17 protein-coding genes and 3 rRNA genes are annotated in these 21,769 nt (G+C 63.6%); 10 read left to right on the top strand and 10 right to left on the bottom strand.

Annotation, left to right across the window (positions count from 1 at the left end; translation table 11 throughout):
* The first annotated feature begins 385 nt into the window (after nt 1-385).
* The 5 genes from FB468_RS10565 to FB468_RS10545 all read left to right on the top strand — a co-directional run bounded on the left by FB468_RS10565 (nt 386) and on the right by FB468_RS10545 (nt 7,157).
* A 16S ribosomal RNA gene (locus FB468_RS10565) occupies nt 386-1,908 on the top strand.
* Nucleotides 1,909-2,346: 438 nt separating this feature from the next.
* Nucleotides 2,347-5,459: ribosomal RNA gene (locus FB468_RS10560) — 23S ribosomal RNA — on the top strand.
* Nucleotides 5,460-5,597: 138 nt separating this feature from the next.
* A 5S ribosomal RNA gene (rrf, locus tag FB468_RS10555) occupies nt 5,598-5,714 on the top strand.
* The 16S, 23S and 5S rRNA genes sit together here, the layout of an rRNA operon.
* 382 nt (nt 5,715-6,096) lie before the next feature.
* Entirely contained in the window at nt 6,097-6,543 is a 447-nt protein-coding gene (locus FB468_RS17425) for an esterase/lipase family protein (RefSeq protein WP_246055851.1), read from the top strand.
* On the top strand, nt 6,540-7,157 hold the full coding sequence (locus FB468_RS10545; protein ID WP_246055850.1) for a mismatch-specific DNA-glycosylase: 618 nt from the start codon (nt 6,540-6,542) through the stop codon (nt 7,155-7,157). The genes FB468_RS17425 and FB468_RS10545 overlap by 4 nt, the downstream gene beginning before the upstream one ends.
* Here FB468_RS10545 and FB468_RS10540 read toward each other — a convergent pair.
* The 5 genes from FB468_RS10540 to FB468_RS10520 form a co-directional block, all read right to left on the bottom strand.
* Nucleotides 7,154-7,420 (bottom strand): DUF7218 family protein, encoded by a 267-nt coding sequence (locus FB468_RS10540; protein WP_141887300.1) that lies wholly within the window; start codon nt 7,418-7,420, stop codon nt 7,154-7,156. The two genes, FB468_RS10545 and FB468_RS10540, sit on opposite strands and share 4 nt — an antisense overlap.
* A 41-nt stretch (nt 7,421-7,461) precedes the next feature.
* Nucleotides 7,462-7,641, bottom strand: coding sequence for a hypothetical protein (locus tag FB468_RS10535; RefSeq protein WP_141887299.1), 180 nt, complete (start codon nt 7,639-7,641; stop codon nt 7,462-7,464).
* 209 nt (nt 7,642-7,850) lie between these two features.
* Nucleotides 7,851-10,907 (bottom strand): choice-of-anchor A family protein, encoded by a 3,057-nt coding sequence (locus tag FB468_RS10530; RefSeq protein WP_170219703.1) that lies wholly within the window; start codon nt 10,905-10,907, stop codon nt 7,851-7,853.
* 599 nt (nt 10,908-11,506) lie between these two features.
* On the bottom strand, nt 11,507-11,905 hold the full coding sequence (locus FB468_RS17420; protein WP_281290289.1) for a septum formation family protein: 399 nt from the start codon (nt 11,903-11,905) through the stop codon (nt 11,507-11,509).
* A 254-nt stretch (nt 11,906-12,159) separates the two neighbouring features.
* Nucleotides 12,160-13,539 (bottom strand): dicarboxylate/amino acid:cation symporter, encoded by a 1,380-nt coding sequence (locus FB468_RS10520; protein ID WP_425460825.1) that lies wholly within the window; start codon nt 13,537-13,539, stop codon nt 12,160-12,162.
* A gap of 247 nt (nt 13,540-13,786) precedes the next feature.
* Here FB468_RS10520 and FB468_RS10515 point away from each other — a divergent pair, with 247 nt between their 5' ends.
* Nucleotides 13,787-14,275, top strand: a complete 489-nt coding sequence (locus FB468_RS10515; RefSeq protein ID WP_141887295.1) for a YajQ family cyclic di-GMP-binding protein — start codon at nt 13,787-13,789, stop codon at nt 14,273-14,275.
* Nucleotides 14,276-14,385: 110 nt separating this feature from the next.
* On the opposite strand, the gene FB468_RS10510 is transcribed toward FB468_RS10515, so the two are convergent.
* Genes FB468_RS10510 through FB468_RS10495 form a run of 4 tightly spaced genes read right to left on the bottom strand, consistent with a single transcriptional unit; the run spans nt 14,386 to nt 17,869 of the window.
* On the bottom strand, nt 14,386-15,552 hold the full coding sequence (locus tag FB468_RS10510; protein ID WP_211359117.1) for an ABC transporter permease: 1,167 nt from the start codon (nt 15,550-15,552) through the stop codon (nt 14,386-14,388).
* Nucleotides 15,553-15,590: 38 nt separating this feature from the next.
* Nucleotides 15,591-16,280 (bottom strand): ABC transporter ATP-binding protein, encoded by a 690-nt coding sequence (locus tag FB468_RS10505; protein ID WP_141887293.1) that lies wholly within the window; start codon nt 16,278-16,280, stop codon nt 15,591-15,593.
* Nucleotides 16,277-17,341: a peptidoglycan-binding protein gene (locus FB468_RS10500; protein ID WP_141887292.1), complete on the bottom strand. Its 1,065-nt coding sequence runs from the start codon at nt 17,339-17,341 to the stop codon at nt 16,277-16,279. The genes FB468_RS10505 and FB468_RS10500 overlap by 4 nt, the downstream gene beginning before the upstream one ends.
* A gap of 3 nt (nt 17,342-17,344) precedes the next feature.
* Nucleotides 17,345-17,869 (bottom strand): hypothetical protein, encoded by a 525-nt coding sequence (locus FB468_RS10495; RefSeq protein ID WP_141887291.1) that lies wholly within the window; start codon nt 17,867-17,869, stop codon nt 17,345-17,347.
* A gap of 148 nt (nt 17,870-18,017) precedes the next feature.
* On the opposite strand from FB468_RS10495, the gene FB468_RS10490 reads away from it, so the two are divergent.
* The 4 genes from FB468_RS10490 (at nt 18,018) to FB468_RS17265 (ending at nt 21,335) form a co-directional block, all read left to right on the top strand.
* Nucleotides 18,018-18,731 (top strand): response regulator transcription factor, encoded by a 714-nt coding sequence (locus FB468_RS10490; protein WP_141887290.1) that lies wholly within the window; start codon nt 18,018-18,020, stop codon nt 18,729-18,731.
* A complete protein-coding gene (locus FB468_RS10485; protein ID WP_141887289.1) occupies nt 18,724-20,067 on the top strand; it encodes a HAMP domain-containing sensor histidine kinase in 1,344 nt (447 codons plus the stop codon). Before FB468_RS10490 ends, FB468_RS10485 begins: the two co-directional genes overlap by 8 nt.
* On the top strand, nt 20,064-20,477 hold the full coding sequence (locus tag FB468_RS10480) for a DUF3151 domain-containing protein (protein WP_141887288.1): 414 nt from the start codon (nt 20,064-20,066) through the stop codon (nt 20,475-20,477). The genes FB468_RS10485 and FB468_RS10480 overlap by 4 nt, the downstream gene beginning before the upstream one ends.
* 87 nt (nt 20,478-20,564) lie before the next feature.
* Complete coding sequence (locus tag FB468_RS17265; protein ID WP_211359116.1) at nt 20,565-21,335, top strand: hypothetical protein; 771 nt, start codon at nt 20,565-20,567, stop codon at nt 21,333-21,335.
* Here FB468_RS17265 and FB468_RS10470 read toward each other — a convergent pair.
* Nucleotides 21,332-21,766 (bottom strand): HNH endonuclease, encoded by a 435-nt coding sequence (locus FB468_RS10470; RefSeq protein ID WP_141887287.1) that lies wholly within the window; start codon nt 21,764-21,766, stop codon nt 21,332-21,334. The two genes, FB468_RS17265 and FB468_RS10470, sit on opposite strands and share 4 nt — an antisense overlap.
* Nucleotides 21,767-21,769: the final 3 nt, after the last annotated feature.

Below are 21,769 nucleotides of genomic sequence, written 5' to 3'. Positions count from 1 at the left end.
TTTGGTTTGTAAAGCGGGTAGGGAAAATGGGATTCATCTTCACCGCGAGGTGACATGCTCCAAGAGGGTGTGTCTGGCTGGTTCGGGTGGGTGGCAGGAATGCTTCCGGTCCTGGACTTGCGTGAAAGCGTCGTGGTGGTCTAAGATAGAAAAGTTGCTCTTCGGAAAGCCTCAGGGTGAGTACGGTGGGTGTCTGGATCTTGAGAACTCAATAGTGTGCACTTAAATTGTCAAATGCCAATTTATTATCCCCGGCATCGAGCCTTTTGGTTTGGTGTTGGAGATTCCTTTTTTATGGATAACGAAATCGTCAGATGATGGTTTCTGTCCAGGTTGAACTCGCAGTCTGGTCTACCTTATTCCGGTGGCTGGCTGCTATTCGTTTTTTACGGAGAGTTTGATCCTGGCTCAGGACGAACGCTGGCGGCGTGCTTAACACATGCAAGTCGAACGATGAAGCCCAGCTTGCTGGGTGGAAGAGTGGCGAACGGGTGAGTAACACGTGAGTAACCTGCCCTGAACTCTGGGATAAGCACTGGAAACGGTGTCTAATACTGGATACGACCTATCACCGCATGGTGTGTGGGTGGAAAGATTTATCGGTTCTGGATGGACTCGCGGCCTATCAGCTAGATGGTGAGGTAATGGCTCACCATGGCGACGACGGGTAGCCGGCCTGAGAGGGTGACCGGCCACACTGGGACTGAGACACGGCCCAGACTCCTACGGGAGGCAGCAGTGGGGAATATTGCACAATGGGCGCAAGCCTGATGCAGCAACGCCGCGTGAGGGATGACGGCCTTCGGGTTGTAAACCTCTTTTAGTAGGGAAGAAGCGAAAGTGACGGTACCTGCAGAAAAAGCACCGGCTAACTACGTGCCAGCAGCCGCGGTAATACGTAGGGTGCAAGCGTTGTCCGGAATTATTGGGCGTAAAGAGCTCGTAGGCGGCTTGTCGCGTCTGCTGTGAAAACCCGGGGCTCAACCCCGGGCCTGCAGTGGGTACGGGCAGGCTAGAGTGCGGTAGGGGAGATTGGAATTCCTGGTGTAGCGGTGGAATGCGCAGATATCAGGAGGAACACCGATGGCGAAGGCAGATCTCTGGGCCGCTACTGACGCTGAGGAGCGAAAGCATGGGGAGCGAACAGGATTAGATACCCTGGTAGTCCATGCCGTAAACGTTGGGAACTAGATGTAGGGCCTGTTCCACGGGTTCTGTGTCGTAGCTAACGCATTAAGTTCCCCGCCTGGGGAGTACGGCCGCAAGGCTAAAACTCAAAGGAATTGACGGGGGCCCGCACAAGCGGCGGAGCATGCGGATTAATTCGATGCAACGCGAAGAACCTTACCAAGGCTTGACATATACGAGAACGGGCGAGAGATCGTCAACTCTTTGGACACTCGTATACAGGTGGTGCATGGTTGTCGTCAGCTCGTGTCGTGAGATGTTCGGTTAAGTCCGGCAACGAGCGCAACCCTCGTCCTATGTTGCCAGCACGTTATGGTGGGAACTCATGGGATACTGCCGTGGTCAACACGGAGGAAGGTGGGGATGACGTCAAATCATCATGCCCCTTATGTCTTGGGCTTCACGCATGCTACAATGGCCGATACAAAGGGCTGCGATACCGCGAGGTGGAGCGAATCCCAAAAAGTCGGTCTCAGTTCGGATTGGGGTCTGCAACTCGACCCCATGAAGTCGGAGTCGCTAGTAATCGCAGATCAGCAACGCTGCGGTGAATACGTTCCCGGGCCTTGTACACACCGCCCGTCAAGTCATGAAAGTCGGTAACACCCGAAGCCGGTGGCCTAACCCTTGTGGAGGGAGCCGTCGAAGGTGGGACTGGTGATTAGGACTAAGTCGTAACAAGGTAGCCGTACCGGAAGGTGCGGCTGGATCACCTCCTTTCTAAGGAGCACTCAACCACTGTGTGGTTGCAGAATTGGGGCGTTCATCACCGATCGTGTGATGCGTACCCGCTCATGGGTGGAACATTTGACAAAGTAAGCTGTGATTAGCTCGCCTGTGTGAGTACATCATGTCCGTTTTCTGCGGGGGTGAGAGGAAAGTTTGGGTGGGGTAGTGACTGCTTCTTTGAGTGCATACTGTTGGGTCCTGGAGACCCAGACCGCAAGACGTTGTCTTGTGTGCTTGGTTTCTTCAGCCCTGGTGTCTAGAACGTGTTGTCTAGCTGTCCAGGGATTGACCGTACGTTGAGAACTACACAGTGGACGCGAGCATCTTCGATACACGCACTGATGATCTTTCGGGATTGTGGTGTGTGTCTCATTGGTCACGCATGAGCCTTCGGGTTTGTGTGTGTTTCTAAATAATTTACTTATGTGATTTCAAGTTTCGAAGAGCAAACGGTGGATGCCTTGGCATCTGGAGCCGAAGAAGGACGTAGTAATCTGCGATAAGCCTCGGGGAGCCGATAAACGGGCTGTGATTCGAGGATTTCCGAATGGGGAAACCCCGCCAGCGCGCGTGCGTAGCTGGTGACTCCCGCCTGAATATATAGGGCGGGTAGAGGGAACGTGGGGAAGTGAAACATCTCAGTACCCACAGGAAGAGAAAACAACATGTGATTCCGGTAGTAGTGGCGAGCGAACCCGGAAGAGGCTAAACCGGTGGTGTGTGATACCTGGCAGGGGTTGCATCATCGGGGTTGTGGGACGTTGCTGGAGGCGCTGCTGAGCCTTCGACGTGAATGTTCAGGTTATAGGGGAACCGCTTGGAACGGCGGACCGGAGTGGGTGAGAGTCCCGTACCCGAAATGACCTGGCTGCGTGTGGCGTATCCCAAGTAGCACGGGGCCCGAGAAATCCCGTGTGAATCTGTCAGGACCACCTGATAAGCCTAAATACTCCCAGATGACCGATAGCGGACTAGTACCGTGAGGGAAAGGTGAAAAGTACCCCGGGAGGGGAGTGAAATAGTACCTGAAACCGTTTGCTTACAATCCGTTGGAGCAGCCTTGTTGCTGTGACAGCGTGCCTTTTGAAGAATGAGCCTGCGAGTTAGCGATATGTGGCGAGGTTAACCCGTGTGGGGTAGCCGTAGCGAAAGCGAGTCTGAATAGGGCGGTTCAGTCGCATGTCCTAGACCCGAAGCGAAGTGATCTATCCATGGCCAGGCTGAAGCGCGTGTAAGAGCGCGTGGAGGGCCGAACCCACTTAGGTTGAAAACTGAGGGGATGAGCTGTGGATAGGGGTGAAAGGCCAATCAAACTTCGTGATAGCTGGTTCTCTCCGAAATGCATTTAGGTGCAGCGTTGCGTGTTTCTTGCCGGAGGTAGAGCTACTGGATGGCCGATGGGCCCTACAAGGTTACTGACGTCAGCTAAACTCCGAATGCCGGTAAGTGAGAGCGCAGCAGTGAGACTGTGGGGGATAAGCTTCATAGTCGAGAGGGAAACAACCCAGATCACCATCTAAGGTCCCAAAGCGCGTGCTAAGTGGAAAAGGATGTGGAGTTGCTGTGACAACCAGGAGGTTGGCTTAGAAGCAGCCACCCTTGAAAGAGTGCGTAATAGCTCACTGGTCAAGTGATTCCGCGCCGACAATGTAACGGGGCTCAAGCACGCCACCGAAGTTGTGGCATTCATATAGATAGGTAGGCCTTCGTGGTCCAGCCGTATGGATGGGTAGGAGAGCGTCGTGTGGCGAGTGAAGCGGCGGTGTGAACCAGCCGTGGATGCCACACGAGTGAGAATGCAGGCATGAGTAGCGAAAGACGGGTGAGAAACCCGTCCTCCGGAAGACCAAGGGTTCCAGGGTCAAGCTAATCTTCCCTGGGTAAGTCGGGACCTAAGGCGAGGCCGACAGGCGTAGTCGATGGACAACGGGTTGATATTCCCGTACCGGCTGGTAACCGTTCAAGACCTAACCAGTAGTGCTAAGCAAACCAAAGCTTCATGGATCCTTCGGGTGATGTGGGGTGGCGGCTGCGAACCCGAACTGGGGTGGTGAGCGTGAGGTGTGACGCAGGAAGGTAGGTGATCCCGGGCGATGGTTGTCCCGGGCTAAGCATGTAGCCTGCGGGATAGGCAAATCCGTCCCGCGTGAAGGGTGAGATGCGATGGGGACCCGTATGGGGAAGTCATTGATCCTATGCTGCCGAGAAAAGCATCGACGTGAGGTTGCTAGTTGCCCGTACCCCAAACCGACACAGGTGGTCAGGTAGAGAATACTAAGGAGCTCGAGATAATTATGGTGAAGGAACTCGGCAAAATGCCCCCGTAACTTCGGGAGAAGGGGGGCCATCCACTTATTAGGCTTTACGCCGAAAGGGTGTGGTGGCCGCAGAGACCAGTGGGGAACGACTGTTTACTAAAAACACAGGTCCGTGCTAACACGCAAGTGGACGTATACGGACTGACGCCTGCCCGGTGCTGGAAGGTTAAGAGGAGCGGTTAGCGGTTTTCGGACTGCGAAGCTGTGAATTTAAGCCCCAGTAAACGGCGGTGGTAACTATAACCATCCTAAGGTAGCGAAATTCCTTGTCGGGTAAGTTCCGACCTGCACGAATGGCGTAACGATTCCCCAGCTGTCTCCACCGTAAACTCGGCGAAATTGCAGTACGAGTAAAGATGCTCGTTACGCGCAGAAGGACGGAAAGACCCCGTGACCTTTACTACAGCTTGGTATTGGTGTTCGGTGTGGCTTGTGTAGGATAGGTGGGAGACTGTGAAGCGGGCACGCTAGTGTTCGTGGAGTCATTGTTGAAATACCACTCTGGTCATATTGGATATCTAACGACGAACCCTGATCGGGTTTTCGGACAGTGCCTGGTGGGTAGTTTAACTGGGGCGGTTGCCTCCCAAAAAGTAACGGAGGCGCCCAAAGGTTCCCTCAACCTGGTTGGCAATCAGGTGGCGAGTGTAAGTGCACAAGGGAGCTTGACTGTGAGACTGACAGGTCGAGCAGGGACGAAAGTCGGGACTAGTGATCCGGCAGTGGCTTGTGGAAGCGCTGTCGCTCAACGGATAAAAGGTACCTCGGGGATAACAGGCTGATCTTGCCCAAGAGTCCATATCGACGGCATGGTTTGGCACCTCGATGTCGGCTCGTCGCATCCTGGGGCTGGAGTCGGTCCCAAGGGTTGGGCTGTTCGCCCATTAAAGCGGTACGCGAGCTGGGTTTAGAACGTCGTGAGACAGTTCGGTCCCTATCCTCTGCGCGCGTTGGAAATTTGAGAGGATCTGACCCTAGTACGAGAGGACCGGGTTGGACGAACCTCTGGTGTGCCAGTTGTTCTGCCAAGGGCATGGCTGGTTGGCTACGTTCGGGATGGATAACCGCTGAAAGCATCTAAGCGGGAAGCCGGCCTCAAGATGAGATTTCCGTAGGAGTTTACTCCTGTGAGGCTCCCAGTAGATGACTGGGTTGATAGGCCAGATGTGGAAGCGCGGTAACGTGTGGAGCTGACTGGTACTAATAAGCCGATGACTTGACTTCATCCCATCTGTTGTGGTGGGGCGTAAGTATGTTGTTGTAACGATGTTCGCGTCTACTTTGTGGTTCTTGACGTACGGCCACAACCCCGCGCATCCGTTGTGGTGCCTGGTTAGGGGTTGGGTTTCATGTCAATAGAGTTTCGGTGGTTATAGCGTCAGGGAAACGCCCGGTCACATTCCGAACCCGGAAGCTAAGGCTGACAGCGCCGATGGTACTGCGAGGGGGACCTCGTGGGAGAGTAGGACACCGCCGAACATTTATTGGGAAAGCCCCGGAGCAATTGCGCTCCGGGGCTTTCGTCATTTCAGGAGCGTTTCTTTCGTCGAGGACCTCTCTGGTCGATACGATGTCACGTGTGCGGCAACGCGCCGCGGTGGCTAACGTGAGCTAGGGGATGAGGTTGAAGCGGCTGAAGCAGGCGTGGTGGTGGGCCCGGGATTACGCCTACGCTGGCACATGGCAGCTGAGGTCTGTGTTCCCCGGCCCGAGTCCGTCACGTTTCCTCGAAGGCAGCCGGAGGCCAGTCGTTGTTCTCCCAGGGGTCTATGAGACTTGGAAGTTCATGCTTCCGCTCGTCAGGGAAGTGCATGCGCAAGGGCACCCGGTGCACGTCGTGCCGGCCCTGGGGCGGAACCGCATGCCAGTTCCGCAGGGCACCAGCGTTGTGAGCGATTACCTCGAGCGTGAGGGCCTTTCGGACGTTGTCTTTGTGGCGCACAGCAAGGGCGGTCTCATTGCAAAGCACCTGCTTGTCTTCAGCGAGTCCGCTCGTCGAGTGCGCTCCGTTGTCGCGATCTCCACGCCTTTTGGGGGCTCACGCTACGCGACGTACATGCTGAATAAGACCCTGCGCTCGCTCGCTCCCGCAAACGAGACGATGGTGTTGCTCGCCCGGTCCGTCGACGCGAACGCCCGGATTCTTTCGATCTTCCCGCGATTCGATCCACATATTCCGGAGGGCAGCCTGCTCGAGGGGGCTCAGAACGTTGAAGTAGCGACGCCCGGGCACTTTCGGGTGCTGAGCGACTCGCAAACTCGCGCTGAGGCACTCAGCGCAGCGGCAGCCGGAGGGCTGCCCCAATGACGCGGCGACCATCTCCGATGGGTGGGCGCAAACCCAAGACCTCCGAGCTTGCGCAGTTTGCCGGGCTCCAGGCGAACGCACTTGACGACGTTCTCCCGAGTTCGGGATCTCCCCCACTTCGACTCCTCATCGTGGGAGTCAACCCGGGCCTCTGGACTGCCGCCGTCAATGCTCCGTTCGCACGTCCAAGCAACAGGTTTTGGCCGGCGCTCCACCGCGCCGGGCTCACCGAGTCCCTGGTGGACGCGTCGCGTGGGCTGCGCGAGGTTGATGAGCGTGCCCTGCTCGCGGGTGGTATCGGCATCACCAACCTCGTCGGGCGCGCGACCGCCCGAGCAGACGAGCTCGCCCGAGATGAGCTCGTGGGCGGCGCGGAGAAGCTTCGTGAGCTCGTATTCAGACTTCGGCCAGAGCGAGTTGCGATCGCGGGTATTACCGCCTATCGAATTGCCTTTGCGCAGCCCAAGGCAGTTCTTGGCGAGCAAGACACTTCCGCGCTCGACAGCTGGCCAGATCAAACGCGGCTTTGGGTCGTGCCGCAACCGAGCGGGCTCAATGCCCACGAAACGGTAGATACGCTCGCCGAGAAGTGGCGCGCGGTGATGGCATCCTAGTGTTCACGCAGGAGCCGGATGAGCTCGGCCTTTCGCAAACGTGAGTACCCGGAAAGACCAAGATCCTTCGCCCGCTGGCGTAACTCGCGAAGCGAACGATCCTCGTATTGAGTGGCCTCCCCACCGCGACGTCCGACGGCTTCTCTCCCGTCCCGTGCGGCGGCATTGGAGATTCGCGCCGCCTTCTCCTCTGAGTTCCCCTCCTCGCGAAGACGGTCGTAAAGCTCCGGATCCTTGATCTGCGAGGTCTGTTTCGTAGGCATGTGTGACTCCTTCCTGCAGCTTCTGGCGCGGCGGTCGCGTGCTAATCCGGCGTATCGAGCGTGATGATCTCTTCGTCCTGGCGCTCGGCTGAACCCTTGCGCGGCTCGCTCTGAGCGCTTTCGACGGTCTCAAAGGCGTCTGCGCCCTCATGATCGTCGAGCTCCACGTGCTCCGTGGGACCCGTTGCACGATCTTCGGGACGGCCGTGTGTCGTTGTCATGGGTACCTCCTGTTCGGTGGGCTGTGGCTGCGTATCTCAAGTGACTACGACGCTAACAGCGGCAAGCTGCACGCGGCGTGGGTGATTCAGGAGAGGTCTCTGTGAGAGTTCGACTGGTCGAGCCCGCTTTCTGCATCAAATAAAGAGCCGGTGTGCTGCTTGAGGGGGACTCAGAGCAGCACACCGGCCTGCGTTATCGGAAAGTTCGCTTACTCAGCGATGCTCCTCGACCGGCGGGCGCGCGTCACTAGAAGCGCGGAGACGCCGAGGATCAGAAGCGCGGCTGCGCCGATCCCAACTGCGGGCAGGGAACCCGCTCCCGAGACTGCCAGGTCTGTGGGGGGCACAGACTTTTCTTCCGGAACCGGGGTAGGCTCTGGCTCTGGCTTCACGGGAATTGTGATGCAGTCGACCTCGTCGAGCTGCACGGTGAACTCGGCACCGGCATCGGTCGCGACCCACCCATCGGCAGCGGTGAAGAAGAAGCCAGCGGTGGGCTTCGCGACAACCTTCACGGACTTGCCGGGCAGGACCTCTCCGATGACCTCGTAGGTGGCCCCTACCGTCTCAGCGAAGGTGATGGTCGGCAGAGTCGCCGATCCATCCTCGGTGCAGACCGCCTGCGTGACGGTCGGTGCGACCGGTGCGACCGGTGCGACCGGCTGATCGCAAGCGATGTCCGCCAGATCGACGGTGAATGTGGCGCTCTTCTTGTCGTCGGACAGAACCCAGCCCTCCACCTCTTCGAGGAAGTTGCCCGCATTGGCCGTTGCGGTGACAGTCACGGTCGAGCCGGCCTTCACCTCACCGGCAACCTCGTAGGTGATGCCCACGGTCTCTGCGACGGTGACGGTCGGCGCGGTTGCCGAGCCCTCTTCGGTGCAGACTGCCTGGTCTACGATCGGTGCGACCGGAGCGACGGGCTGGTCGCAGGCGAGGTCGGCGAAGGAGACCGTCAGAGTTGCTGAACGGTTGTCAGCCGCGTACTTCCAGCCTTCCACGACCTTCAGGAAGAAGCCCTCGACTGCCGTCGCGGTCACGGTGACGGTTCCACCGGCAACGGGCTCGCCTTCGATCGTATAGGAGATCCCAGCGCTCACAACAGGTGTCACCGCGGGCAGCGTCGGCGCACCGGAGACCGTGCACTCAGCTTCGGAGATGCGGGGCATAACCGGGGTGCCGGGCTGGTCGCAGGCCGTGTCAGCAAGCTCCACGGTGAAGGTAGCGGTCATCTTGTCGTCGGCGACGGTCCAGCCCTTTGCCGGCTTCAGGAACGAGCCCTTGTCGGCGGTTGCGGTGATGGTGACGGTCGAACCGGCCTTCACGTCGCCAGCCAGCGAGTAGGTAATCCCTGCGGTTTCTGCGACGGTGACCTTCGGCGCGGTCGCTGATCCGTCTTCGGTGCAGACTGCCTGGGTGACGGTCGGTGCGACGGGAGCGACGGGCTGGTCGCAGGCCGTGTCAGCAAGCTCCACGGTGAAGGTTGCGGTCTTCTTATCCTTGGCGAGGGTCCAGCCCTCGGCCTCGGTGAGGAACGAACCTTCATCGGCGGTTGCGGTGATGGTGACGGTCGAACCGGCCTTCACATCGCCAGCAACTTCGTACGTAACACCTGCGGTTTCTGCGACGGTGACCTTCGGCGCGGTCGCTGATCCGTCTTCGGTGCAGACTGCCTGGGTAACGGTCGGTGCGACGGGAGCGACGGGCTGGTCGCACGCGACGTCCTTGAGCTCGACGGTGAAGGTTGCGGTCTTCTTATCCTTGGCGAGGGTCCAGCCCTCGGCCTCGGTGAGGAACGAGCCTTCATCGGCGGTTGCGGTGATGGTGACGGTCGAGCCGGCCTTCACATCGCCATCGACCGAGTAGGTAACACCTGCAGTTTCTGCGACGGTGACCTTCGGCGCGGTAGCTGATCCGTCTTCGGTGCAGACTGCCTGAGTGACGGTCGGTGGGACGGGAGCGACGGGCCGGTCGCACGCGACGTCGTCAAGGGTGATTTTGATCGTCGCCGAGAGGGCATCGGAAGCCAAAGTCCACCCAACGAGGGCGGCAATCTTGTTTCCGTTGAGCGAAGTCGCAGTCACAGTGACCGTCTCACCCGCAGCGACCTTGCCGCTGAGAGCGTAGTTGAGCGTGCTGCTGGTGGGCAGCTCGACCTTCGGCGCCGAGACCTTGCCATCAGCAAGGCAGACGGCCTGCGTCACCTTCGGCTGCGCGAGCTCAACGCTGGGAGGAGGAGTGGGATCGCACCCGAAAACGTCACCATCAAGGAACGGGAACGCGTGGATCTCGCTGCCGGTGCCGAGGTCGTGCACCAGGTTGCCAGCAACCCACATGCGCCCGTTGGTGCCGGGAACCTTCACGGCGGTGGTCGACGCCGGGTTCGCGACGAGCACCGAGCCGGGGAACTGGGCGGTGCCGCCGATCACGACGTCCTTTGCCGTGGGGAAGTTCCACAGCAGCCGCTGCGTGAGCGCGCCAAACGCGCTCTTGTCGAGGTTCATCGGATCCATGGTCATGCCCTTCGCGTTGAGCATGGCGGTGAGGTTGAACTTTGCGACGTCACCGACCACGTTCACGACCACAATCGCTTCTGGATTGATGTTCTCGTACTTCAGCGAGCTTGCAGCGGCGACCTCTGTCGCGGTGAGCGAGAAAACCTGGCGGTTCTTCGAGCCGTCGCCCTTGAGCGTGAGTGTTCCGTACTCGGCAGTTGCGGTGCCCGTCGTCTTCATTGCGGCGTACGCCTTCGACTGCTGGGCGATGACACCGCCGAGCGCAGTGCGGTCGCCGAGCGCGGCGGCCTTGCCTACGTTCGATACAAGCTCGGCACCGTTCGTCTCGATCGCGTTGGGGGCGGCGGTCAGTTTGCCGCCGACACGAACGCCACCGCCGATGGCGTGGCCAACATCGAGCTGCCGGCCCTGAGTGACCGCCATGTCGCCACCAACGAGGACCATGTCACTCATGGGCGGGGGAGTGAGCAGCGACCCGACGCCGACGACGCCGGCGTTGTAGAGGCCTGCGCCTCCGAAGGTTGCGTTGCCCTCAACGACGAGCAGGCCCTCAAGCTCGGCTCCAGAAGTGAGAGTAAAGTTGCCGCCGACGTAGACGTTGGCTTGGCCGTCAACCGCGTTCGGGTTTCCGTTCCCGATGCCGCCGCCCTCTGGAATGCACGATTCTGCGCTGTTCGCCGCCGGAGCCGCTACTGCGGCTGCCGGTATGGCGACAAGCGCCGCCCCGGCGATGATGGCTGTGCTCGCCACCTTCGACAGTGTTCTGACAAGAGACACTCAGTAACCCCCAAAAAATGGCCGCGAAAAACCGCGGCGTACGAATTCCCCCACGAGACGTATACGCGTGGCCGCGCGCACCGGTTTCCCCTCCGATGCGCCCAAAGAGCCAACATACCTATAGTTCGTAAACTTTACTAACAAATACAAAAGGTTGTTCAAGGGATACAGCAAAGTGCCGTAGAAAGTGCAATGTTTGTCCGTCATCTCGGTTGACGGGGTCCGTTTACCTGGTATTTAGGGTTCCGTCAGAAAGTCGAGATCGACGCGCACGCCTCAGGGCGGGCCCGGGCGGAGAAGATGCAGGGCCGAAGCTAGAAGCCCAAGCCGTTGCTCGGCAGCCCGGGTGGCAGTGTTGTAGCGCAGACAGGCGTGTTTGCGATGGCGGCGCTCAGGCCTGCAAGTGTGGTGATATCAGGCATATCAAAGCGCGCGACGGGGTGCTCTGCTGCGCGCATCAGCCCGTGTGCAAACCCAGTGGTGCCCCCAGAAACAGCACGCGCGGGGTGCGCGCCCGACCGCTGTAGCGGAGGGGGCGCACCCCGCGCGGAGGTGCTGGCTGCGGGTGACGCCTAGCGCGCAGCGCCCTGCAGGCTGCCGGTGATCTTGCCGGCCGGGTCAACGATGACGCAGTTGACGGTGTGATCGTTGAACTCGTTCCAGCCCTCTTCGGTGGGGGTGAGCGTGTAGAAATCGAGTTCGGAGTCGAAGTAGTCCATGCCGACGAAGTCGTTGAACATCGCGATGCACTTGTCGTTGCTCTCCTCCTCAAGTGCCGCGGCCTCGGGGAAGTCGGGGCCGGCGAGCTCGAACTCGCCGTAAATCTCCTCGTCGTGCTCCTCCGTGCACGGCACGACAGGCACGTCGTAGACGACGGATGCGTCGGTCGAGTCCATGCAGTCGCCCACCTTGATCTGGTCGACGGAAGCCTGGGACTGCTCCGTTACGGCGCCAGCGTCGTCGCGCTCGATCGCGGTGACGGGAAAGATGCTGCAGCCAGCAAGGGCGGGCAGCAGCAGAAGCGACGCGAGAGCCGCTCCAGTGGTCGAGCGGAGGTGGGTGCGTGACAGAGTAATTTGAGTGTCCTTTCGTGCCCCGCGCCGCGGCGAAGGGGAGTTGGTTCGTGCTCAAAATACCTTACCCGCAGGCAGCGACAACACAGGCCCCGCGCAGGTGACGAATAGTCAAACGCGCGGGGCCTGGGGTGGGGCGGGCCTCAGAGGAGCTAGCGGGGTGCTGGCACAGGCTTAGCTGTCTCAGGTGACCGTGGGGCCGTGGTTGCTTCAGCCTCGTCGGTGTCCGTGTTGTCGAACGCGAGGCCCTGGCGCGGAGCGTTGTAGAGCTCCTCATCAAGAATGTCCTCGCGCTTGGCGACGATCGTGGGAACGAGCGCCTGGCCAGCAACGTTGACCGCGGTGCGGCCCATGTCGATGATCGGGTCGACTGCGAGCAGCAGGCCGACGCCCTCAAGCGGCAGGCCGAGCGTGGACAGCGTGAGCGTGAGCATGACGGTCGCGCCTGTTGTGCCCGCGGTCGCGGCCGAACCGACGACCGAGACGAGGGCGATGAGCAGGTACTGCACGAGCGACAGCTCGATGCCGAAGAACTGGGCGATGAAGATCGCTGCGACGGCAGGGTAGATCGCGGCGCAGCCGTCCATCTTTGTGGTCGCACCGAGCGGCACTGCGAACGACGCGTAGCCGCGGGGCACTCCGAGGTTGCGCTCGGTGACCCGCTGCGTGAGCGGCAGGGTGCCGATCGATGAGCGGCTCACGAAGCCGAGCTGCACCGCGGGCCAGACACCCGAGAAGTACTGGCGAATTGAGAGGCCGTGCGCCTTCACGAGCACCGGGTAGACGACGAACAGCACGATCGCCAGGCCGAGGTAGAGCACCGCAACGAACAGCGTGAGCGTGCCCATCTTGCCCCAGCCGTACTCAACGATCGCGTTGCCGATGAGGCCGAGCGTTCCGAGCGGCGCGATCCTGATGATCCACCACAGCACCTTCTGGATGATCGTGAGCGCCGACTCGGTGAGCGCGATGAACGGCTCGGCCTTCTGGCCGATCTTCAGCGCCGCGATGCCGACGGCGACTGAGACGACGATGACCTGGAGCACGTTGAAGCTCGCGCCAGCCGTGAGCGCGCCGGTCTCGAGGTCAACCCCGCCCGAAACGCCGAGGCCGAGGAAGTTCTGTGGAACGAGGCCGGTGAGGAAGTTCCACCAGGTGCCGACCGTGTATGGGTCAGAAGGGGTGAGCTCCGAGCCTGCCGCGGCGGCCCCGGGGCGCAGCGTCACGCCGAGCGTGATGCCGATCGCGACGGCGATGAGCGCGGTGATCGCGAACCAGAGCAGCGTCTGACCCGCGAGGCGGGCGGCGTTCGTGACTTTCCGAAGGCCGACGATGCTCGAAACGATTGCGGTAAAGATGAGCGGAACGACGGCGGCGCGCAGCAGCGTGACGTAGCTCGAACCGATCACCTTCAGCGTTGCGTGCAGCCCGTTCGGGTTGCCCTCAGCGTCAGCGCCGAGATTGAGCGCGACCGTGCCGAGGATGAGGCCGAGTACGAGCGCCGCGAGGATCTGCCAGCCGAACGACGTCATCCATTTCGGCAGCCGCCGCTTCCCCGGTGCTGCTGGGGGCGCAGGGAGCTGCGCGGAGGGGGCGGGGGGTGCTGCCGGAGACGACATGGTGATCCTTTCGTGGCGTGCCGCGGCCGTGTGCGGGCGACAGGGATCGATCTTAGCAACACTTTCGGTTCTCTTATGACACGCATTACTTTTTGTGACGCTCGGGTGGTGGGCGGGGTGGCCGCTGCGCAATGCGCGACCTTTCGTCTACGCTTATGGCATGGCTGATTCCTCATTTGACGTTGTGAGCAAGATCGACTCGATGGAGGTCGAGAATGCTGTGAACCAGGCCCGCAAGGAGGTCGAGCAGCGCTACGACTTCAAGGGCGTTGGCGCTGACGTTACGTACTCGGGCGAGACGATCCTGATTAAGGCGAACACGGAGGAGCGCGCAAACGCCGTGCTCGACGTGCTCCAGTCGAAGATCATCAAGCGCGGCATGTCGCTCAAGGTGCTCGACTCGGGCGAGCCCTACGCGAGCGGCAAGGAGTACCGCATCGAGTCGAAGCTCAAGGAGGGCATCGACCAGGCGACCGCCAAGAAGCTCAACAAGCTCATCCGCGATGAGGGCCCCAAGGGCGTGAAGAGCCAGATCCAGGGTGACGAGCTGCGCGTGAGCTCGAAGAGCCGCGACGACCTGCAGACGACGATGGCGCTGCTGAAGGGCGCTGACATTGACGTCGCGCTTCAGTTCGTGAACTACCGCTAGCCACAACCACACGCGTCGGCCCCGACCGCTCCCACCCAGAAACGGTGGGGGAGGTCGGGGCCGAACCGTTGCAGCGCCGGCGCTGCCTGCAGAGCGGGCTCGGCCAGCGCCTAACCGCTGAGTGCCACCGTCGGGGGTACGCGAGCGGCCCGCCAGGCCGGCGAGATGCCAGCAACCGCTCCCACCACGAGGGTCGCCGCGATAGCGGCGGCTGGCACGTAGAGGGGGAGGGCGAACGGGAGGCCGCCCGACCGCGCAAAGCCCGCCGTCACGAGCGCGCCGATCCCCGCACCGCCAAGCCCGCCGAGCGCCGAGAGCACGAGCGCCTCGCCGAGAAACTGCCGCCTGATGTGCGACCGGCGCGCGCCGATCGCGCGGCGCAGGCCGATTTCACGACGTCGCTCGATGACCGAGATGATCATCGTGTTTGCGACGCCGATGCCCCCAACCAACAGCCCGAGCGAGCCGAGCCCAAGCAGGAGGCCCGTGAACGTTTCGTCGGTCGCCGCCTTCGCAGCGAGCGCGTCGGAGGGGCGGGAGACCTTGATGGTCTCGGGCTGTTCTGGTGACAGCGTCTGCGGCACCAGGGCGCGCGTCTCGGCGAGTGCCTCCTCGTCCGCGCGCAGGTACATGCGGGTCGGAGAGCCGTCGTAGTCGAGCCGGTCGAGAGCGACCTGGTTGCCGACAAGGGCGGACGTGTCGAGTTCGGGAGCGAGCTCAACCGGGTCGAGGATGCCGACCACCGCGAACTGCTGGCCGCCGAGCCACACGAGGGAGCCGGCCCGCTCGATGCCGAGCTGCCGGGCGGCGCGGTCGCCGAGCACGACCGACGGGTACGCCCCCGTCGCCTCGTTGAGCCAGGCGCCCGAGCGAACCGACAGATCGAGCACGTCGGCGAGGCTCGTGTCCGCCGCCCGCACGGCGAGCCCGCCGCTCTGCGCCTCCGGGATGAGCTCGCTGCGATAGATCCGGGTCTTCGGGAGCGCGCCGACACCGGCCGCTCCCTGGGCACCGGCGAGGCGCTCGATCCTGCCCTCACTATCTTTCGGTAGCGAGGCCTCTGCGCCGAAGAGATCCTGCCCCGCCTCGACGGTGAGCAGGTTCGTGCCGAGCGCGTCGAGCTGCTGCGCGAGCTTCGCCTGGCTCGACGCCGAGATGCCGAGCACGGCGACCATCGCCGCGATGCCGATCGCGATGCCGAGCGCCGAGAGCACGGCGCGGAGCGGCCGCGCGCGCAACCCCGACGTGCTGAGCGCGACGAGGTCGATCGCGCGCAACCACGATCGCTCGGCAGGCGGCCTTGGCGTAGCCCGGCTCACGCGACTGCCCCCGCTCGGAGCGGCGCCGACCCGTCGTGGATGACGCCGTCGGTCACGCGGACGCTGCGGGGCAGGCCCGCCGCGAGCTCGCGGTCGTGGGTGATCATGACGATCGTCGTCCCCTCCCGGTTCAGCTCGCCGAGCAGCTCCATCACGCTCGCGCCTGACGTGCTGTCGAGGTTTCCGGTCGGTTCGTCAGCGAGCAGGATCGCCGGGCGCCCGACCGTCGCCCGCGCGATAGCGACGCGCTGACGCTCGCCGCCCGAGAGCTGGTTCGGCTGGTGGTTCAGCCGGTGGCCGAGACCGACGCGCTCGAGCGCAGCTGCCGCCTCCCGACGCCGGGCCTGGCGGGAGCGCCCCCGGTAGAGCAGCCCGTCGCCGACGTTGTCGAGCGCAGATCTGCCGTCGGTGAGGTGGAACTGCTGGAAGACGAAGCCGATCCTGTGGCACCGCACGTCAGAGAGAGCGTTGTCGCTGAGCTGCGACACGTCGTCGCCCGCGAGCACGACGCGCCCGCTCGTCGGCCTGTCGAGCGTGCCGAGGATATTGAGGAGCGTCGATTTGCCCGAGCCCGACGGCCCGACGACGCCGACGAACTCGCCGGCCTCGACTGTGAGGTTGACGCCGCGCAGCACCTCGACCGGCGGGGTGCCGAAGCTGCGAGTGATGTCCGTGAGCTCGATCATGAGGCCGCCGTCACCACCTCGGTGCCGGCCTTGATTCCCGCGCCAGAGACCTCAACCATGCCGCCCGCGAACATGCCCGTCTCGACGGGCACCTGCTTCGGCTTGGCGCCGTCGCGCCCCACGACCTCGAGGCCGTACCCACCACCGGGCAGCGCGAGGAGCGCGCCGACGGGAACGGAGAGCACGTTCTCGCGGGTCTCGCTCGTGAACGCGATGCGCACCGACGCGCGGTCGATGTCCGCGGCATCCTCGGGGCTGTCGAGGGTGACCGTCACGGGCACAATGGCGGGCGACTCGGGCGCGCCTTCGCCCTGCTTGTCTGGGGTGCGCGGCGGCTCGACCGCGGTGACGGTGCCGGGGGTTTTCACGCCGCCCGGCAGCTCGACCTCGACCTTGGCGCCGACGACGGCGAGGCGCTGCTGAGCGAGCTTGAGTTCGACGCTCACGCTCTTACCGAGCTCAGACACCCGCAAGATCGGGGTGCCCGGCGCCGTCGCGGCCCCCGGCTCGAGCTCGGCCGACGCGACCCGCAGCGGGCCCGGCGCGAAGAAGATCTCGCCGAGGCCGATCTCGCCGGTCACGGGCCTGCCGGTAGCTTCTTGCCAGAGCCGGATCCCGATCCGTGTGTTGTCGTCGAAGATTTCATCGGCGCCGCCCCAGAAGTAGCCGAGCTCGCCGAGTGACGCCTCGAGCTGCTGCACGTCGGGCCCGTTCGTCATGCCGAGCTCGAACGAGCGCCACTGCGGCAGCGGGCCCCGGAACAGGGCGACGGGAGAGTTGTCGATCGCGAAGAGTTCGCCTCCGAGATCCACCGTCGACCCGGGCTTCGCCCGCGAGGTGAGCGTGCCCGCGCCGCCCGAGACCGCGCGCTCGCCCGCGTAGCCGAGCGTGCCCTGCACGAGCGTGCGCTCCGTGAGGTCACCCTGCGCGACCTTCGCTGTCGCGCCCGGCGCCTGCTCTTCGACCGGAGGCGCGGCGGGTGGGCGCAGCAGCACGAGCCCCGTCGCAGCGAGCCCAGCGACCGCGACAGTGGCGGCGACGGCCACCCATAGCTTCCGCATCGGCTAGCCCGCGTTCGCCGGGACGCCGGAAATGCCGCAGGCCTCGAGCGCTTCGGGCGAGATCTCATCCGTAAGGGTGAGCCCGACGCCCGGCTGCGGGTCTTCGACGTCAGCGCCGTGCTCTCGGAGGCACTGGGTGGTTTTCAGCATCTCCTCGCGCATCGCCTCCTCGGTCATCGGCTTGCCGTCTGGCCCGGTCGGCGCCGGCGGCTGCCCGACCTTCGCCTCGCAGACCTTGTTGGCGGCTTCGAACACCTCCATCCCGCCGAGCTCGTCGATGTTAAGTGCCTCAGACGCCGCGTTCGGGTCGGCGCTCGGTGTCGGGTAGTCGATGCCCTCGCCCTGCATGCACTCGGCGTACTTCACGTGCCAGGCCTGGAAATCATCGGCGCCCGTTCCCGTGCTTGACTCACCTCCGGCCTTTCCCGAATCGGGCTCGGCCGTGGTGCTTGAACACCCGGCGAGAAGCAGCGCTGCGACGGGCAGAGCAATGAGGGTGAGCCTGCGGAAGGACATTTGATGGTTCATGGGGTCTCCTTGTCAAACGAAGCGGCTGTGGTGATAGCCGACTTCCATCCCACGGGATCCGGGGTAAACAGGGCGTCTGCGAAATTGCAGATCTTTTCTTAATGTCCCCCGTGCTTGACTTGGCGATGAAACTGCAGGGAGGGGCGTCATGCGCGTACTGATCGTCGAAGACGAGGCGTACCTCGCCGAGGCCACCCAGACCGTGTTGCGGCGCTCGTCGATCGCCGCCGACGTCGTGCTCGATGGGCACTCCGCGATCGAGCAGCTCGGGTACACCGAGTACGACGTCGTACTGCTCGACCGTGACCTCCCCGGCCTGCACGGCGACGAAGTGTGCGCCTGGATTGTCGCGAACGTGCCGGGCACCCGGGTGCTCATGCTCACCGCTGCCGGGCTGCTTGACGAGAAGGTCGAGGGGTTTGCGCTCGGCGCCGACGACTACCTCGTCAAGCCGTTCGACTTCCCCGAGCTGCTGGTGCGGCTGCACGCCCTCCACCGGCGGAACGCGCCGCCCCTACCACCCGTGCTCGAAGCCCACGGAGTAAAGCTCGACCCGTTCCGCCGAGAGGTCTTTCGTGACGGCAGGTATGTTCACCTGAGCCGCAAGGAGTTCGCGCTGCTGCGGGCGCTGCTTGAAGCGGGCGGCGGCGTGCTCAGCGCTGAGCAACTGCTCGAGCGCGCGTGGGACGAGAACGCTGACCCGTTCACGAACGCGATCCGAGTGACGATGTCGACGCTGCGCAAGCGGCTCGGCGAGCCCCGCATCATTCAGACGGTGTCGGGGGCCGGCTACCGGATCGTCGGGCCGGAGCCCGCTCCGGCCTCGGCCCCTGGAGCTGTTCGCGGGAGCGGCGATGCGTAGCGCGGATGGCGCGCAGGGGCGCGGTCAGGATCGCGGCCGGTTCCGCCTCACCATCCGAGCGCGCATCACGCTGAGTGTCGCGCTGCTCATCGCGCTCGGGGGTGGGGTGCTCGTCGTTGGCCTGAACCTGTTCATGCGGTACGGGCCGGTTTGGGCGATCCAGTCCTCCCCGGCGATGCCGGCTGACACCCTTGACCTTGGCGTCGACTCGGTCGCGCCCACCTACCCCTACGGCGATGCTGCCGAGCCCGCGCTGCCTTCCGAGAGCCTCACTGAACTGTCGCTTACTGTGCCCGTGCTCGAGATCCGCGACGTCACCGACGTCTTCCAGACGCTGCTCTGGTCGTCGATCATCGCCCTCGTCGTGATCGTCGCGCTCGGGGCCGTTGCCGCCTGGGCGCTCGCTGGGCGGGTGCTCTCACCGCTGCACGACATCAACGCAGCGGCGCGGGCCGCCACCCCGGGCCAGCTCGACCGCCGCGTGGCGCTCCGCGGCCCGCGCGACGAGCTGACCGATCTGTCAGACACCCTCGACGACATGCTCGAACGGCTTGAGCGCGCCTTCAGGGCGCAGCAGCTGTTCGCGGCGAACGCCTCGCACGAGCTGCGCACCCCACTCGCGACCCAGAAGGCCATGCTCGATGTGCTGCTTGACGGGCCCGAACCGACCCTCGCTGAGTACAGGCTCGCCGCCGAGCGGCTCCGAGAGGTAAATGCGCGAAGCATCGAGATGGGCGAGGCGCTCCTCGACCTGACGCGGGCGCAAATCGGGCTCGCGGCGTCGGGCGGTGCCTTGGAGTCTCTCGCCGTCGAACCGTGTGAGGCCCGCGAGCTTGCGGAGGCCGCGCTTGGCCACGCTTCAGAGCGGCTTGCGGAGCGCGGGTTGACCGTCGATTCCGACGTGGCCCCGCATAGCGTGCGGGTCAATCCGGCGATGTTCACGAGGCTCCTCGACAACCTCGTCGGCAACGCGGCCCGGCACGCGACGGCGGGCAGCCGCGTCGCCATCGACTGGCGGGTTGACGGGGCGGAATCAGTGCTTGTCGTGCGCAACGCTGCCGAGCCCCTGCCCGCCGAGACTCTTGACCGGCTCCACCAGCCGTTCGTGAGAGGCGGCGGGCGCGTTCGCGCCGACTCGGGCAGTGGTCTCGGCCTCGCAATTGCCACGGCCGTCGCTCAGGCGCACGGCGGGTCGCTCGCGGTGTCCTCGGCCGCGCAGGTCGCGCCGGCTGTGTCGGTTGCGTCGGTTGTGTCGGCGACGGATCCCGGTACAGCGGAGTTCTGTGTCGAGGTGCGGATCCCGCTCGAAGCGCCTGTCGCTACACTGGCGACATGATCGGTGAGAACCTCCTCGGCCCAGAACCCACGCTGCTCGCTCCCGACTCGGAGGTGACCGCCGCGCTCGCCGCAGGCACTGACCCCGAACAGATCGTGCGTGCGCACCCCGAGTCCCCGCTCGCGTGGGCCGTGCTCGCGGACCGCGCGGCCGCGGCCGACGACGAGATTGGGGCCTACGCGTTCGCGCGCGTCGGATACCACCGCGGCCTCGACTCGCTCCGCAAGTCGGGTTGGCGGGGCGCGGGGCCGGTGCCGTGGTCGCACGAGCCGAACCGCGGCGTTCTTCGTGCGCTGTACGCGCTGCGCCGTGGCGCGGCGGCGATCGGTGAGACCCACGAGGTTGAGCGCCTCACCGAATTCTTGAACGGCGCGGACGCGACAGCGATCGCGGCGATCGAGGCCGAGTAGTTCGACCCGGGCTGGACTGACTGGGGCCCGGCGGGCTCGCCTGGCCCGGCCCTCGCAGTGCTCACTGAACCCGCATAGGATCGGGCTATGAGCGCCGCACCCAGACCCCGTCGGAGAGCTACGCCCGCTAGGGCTGTCGGAGTCGGCGCGCTCGCTGCAGCCATGCTGCTTAGCGCGTGTGCGCCGAGTCCCGAGCCGACGCCGAAGCCGACGACCTCGACGCCTGCGCCGAAACCTTCACCCGAGCCGACTGCGGAACCCACACCGGAGCCCGAGGCGCAGTGGGAGCGCTTCTCGGACCCGCGCACGGTCGGCAGCTTCGAGGTTGCGCCGGGGTGGCGCGTCGTCGAGAGCGAGCGGTCGGAGCCCGAGCACGAGATCTTCGTGTTCGATGTCTTCGACGAGGCCGGCGAGCTGCAGCTCAGGTACGCGCGCAAAGTGATGGGGCTCGGAGGGGGCTGCGGCGGTGACGAAAACGGGCCAGACGAAACGAGTTTTCTCCGAGTGGCTGAGCTCGAGGCCGTGCCCGTCGAAATCCCGGGATACGTCAGATACAGTGGCGCCCTGCCCGGCACGACCCCGACGCAGTTCACATACCGGGCGTTTGAGAGCGCGCATGCGGAGGGCGTGTTCGCAACGATGGCCGTGAGCGACACGTCGCTGGATTCCGGTTACTGCTTCTACTACAACCTCGTGCAGACCGAATCCGCGCTGGTGCAGTTTGCTGACACGCTCCAGGTGAGCATCAGCGACGCAACGAAGCACTTCGGCACCATGGACGAGGCGCGCGCGTTCATGCAGACCGAAGACTACGCGAAGGCCAAGCGGATGCTGCTGTCGCTCAGGCTTGACGGTTAGCTGGCGGACTCTTCCGCGGGTCGTTCGTCCGCAGCGTGCTCCATTGACGCTGCGGTCTCTTCTTCAGTGGGGAGTAGCTGCTGCAGGATAGTTGCGTGCCTGAGTAGGAACGCGCGCTCGTCGAGCTTCTTTCGCCTCAGCCAACTCGTGACCTCGGAGTTGTGCTTGCTCGCATTGCACGAGGCGCAGGCAGGCACGACGTTGCCGAGCGTGTACCGCCCGCCCCGAGAAACTGGCTGCACGCAGTCCCGTTGCAGTGCCGCGCCGTCTCCCTGACAGTAGGCGCAGCGCCCCCAGGCCTCGAGCAGGGTCTGCCACTGGTCGTCGGTGAGGTCGTTGTCGACGCGGGCTAGCCGATTCTTGCGTCGCTTCGCGTATCGGGCGCTCGTCGCGGCTGACCGCGTCTTGGGGTACTTGCGTCGGGGCTGCACGCT

This window comes from Leucobacter komagatae (assembly GCF_006716085.1).
Lineage (GTDB): Bacteria > Actinomycetota > Actinomycetes > Actinomycetales > Microbacteriaceae > Leucobacter > Leucobacter komagatae.
This window is presented reverse-complemented; position numbering and strand designations above follow the sequence as displayed.

Bases quoted from the DNA above. Each gene is read 5' to 3' on its own strand.
- FB468_RS17265 (WP_211359116.1), top strand. From the start codon at position 20,565: ATGAGCGCCGCACCCAGACCCCGTCGGAGAGCTACGCCCGCTAGGGCT.
- FB468_RS10545 (WP_246055850.1), top strand. From the start codon at position 6,540: ATGACGCGGCGACCATCTCCGATGGGTGGGCGCAAACCCAAGACCTCC.
- FB468_RS10540 (WP_141887300.1), bottom strand. From the start codon at position 7,420: ATGCCTACGAAACAGACCTCGCAGATCAAGGATCCGGAGCTTTACGAC.
- FB468_RS10505 (WP_141887293.1), bottom strand. From the start codon at position 16,280: ATGATCGAGCTCACGGACATCACTCGCAGCTTCGGCACCCCGCCGGTC.
- FB468_RS10485 (WP_141887289.1), top strand. From the start codon at position 18,724: ATGCGTAGCGCGGATGGCGCGCAGGGGCGCGGTCAGGATCGCGGCCGG.
- FB468_RS10520 (WP_425460825.1), bottom strand. From the start codon at position 13,539: ATGACGTCGTTCGGCTGGCAGATCCTCGCGGCGCTCGTACTCGGCCTC.
- FB468_RS17425 (WP_246055851.1), top strand. From the start codon at position 6,097: ATGCCAGTTCCGCAGGGCACCAGCGTTGTGAGCGATTACCTCGAGCGT.
- FB468_RS10500 (WP_141887292.1), bottom strand. From the start codon at position 17,341: ATGCGGAAGCTATGGGTGGCCGTCGCCGCCACTGTCGCGGTCGCTGGG.
- FB468_RS10495 (WP_141887291.1), bottom strand. From the start codon at position 17,869: ATGAACCATCAAATGTCCTTCCGCAGGCTCACCCTCATTGCTCTGCCC.
- FB468_RS10535 (WP_141887299.1), bottom strand. From the start codon at position 7,641: ATGACAACGACACACGGCCGTCCCGAAGATCGTGCAACGGGTCCCACG.
- FB468_RS10490 (WP_141887290.1), top strand. From the start codon at position 18,018: ATGCGCGTACTGATCGTCGAAGACGAGGCGTACCTCGCCGAGGCCACC.
- FB468_RS10480 (WP_141887288.1), top strand. From the start codon at position 20,064: ATGATCGGTGAGAACCTCCTCGGCCCAGAACCCACGCTGCTCGCTCCC.
- FB468_RS10515 (WP_141887295.1), top strand. From the start codon at position 13,787: ATGGCTGATTCCTCATTTGACGTTGTGAGCAAGATCGACTCGATGGAG.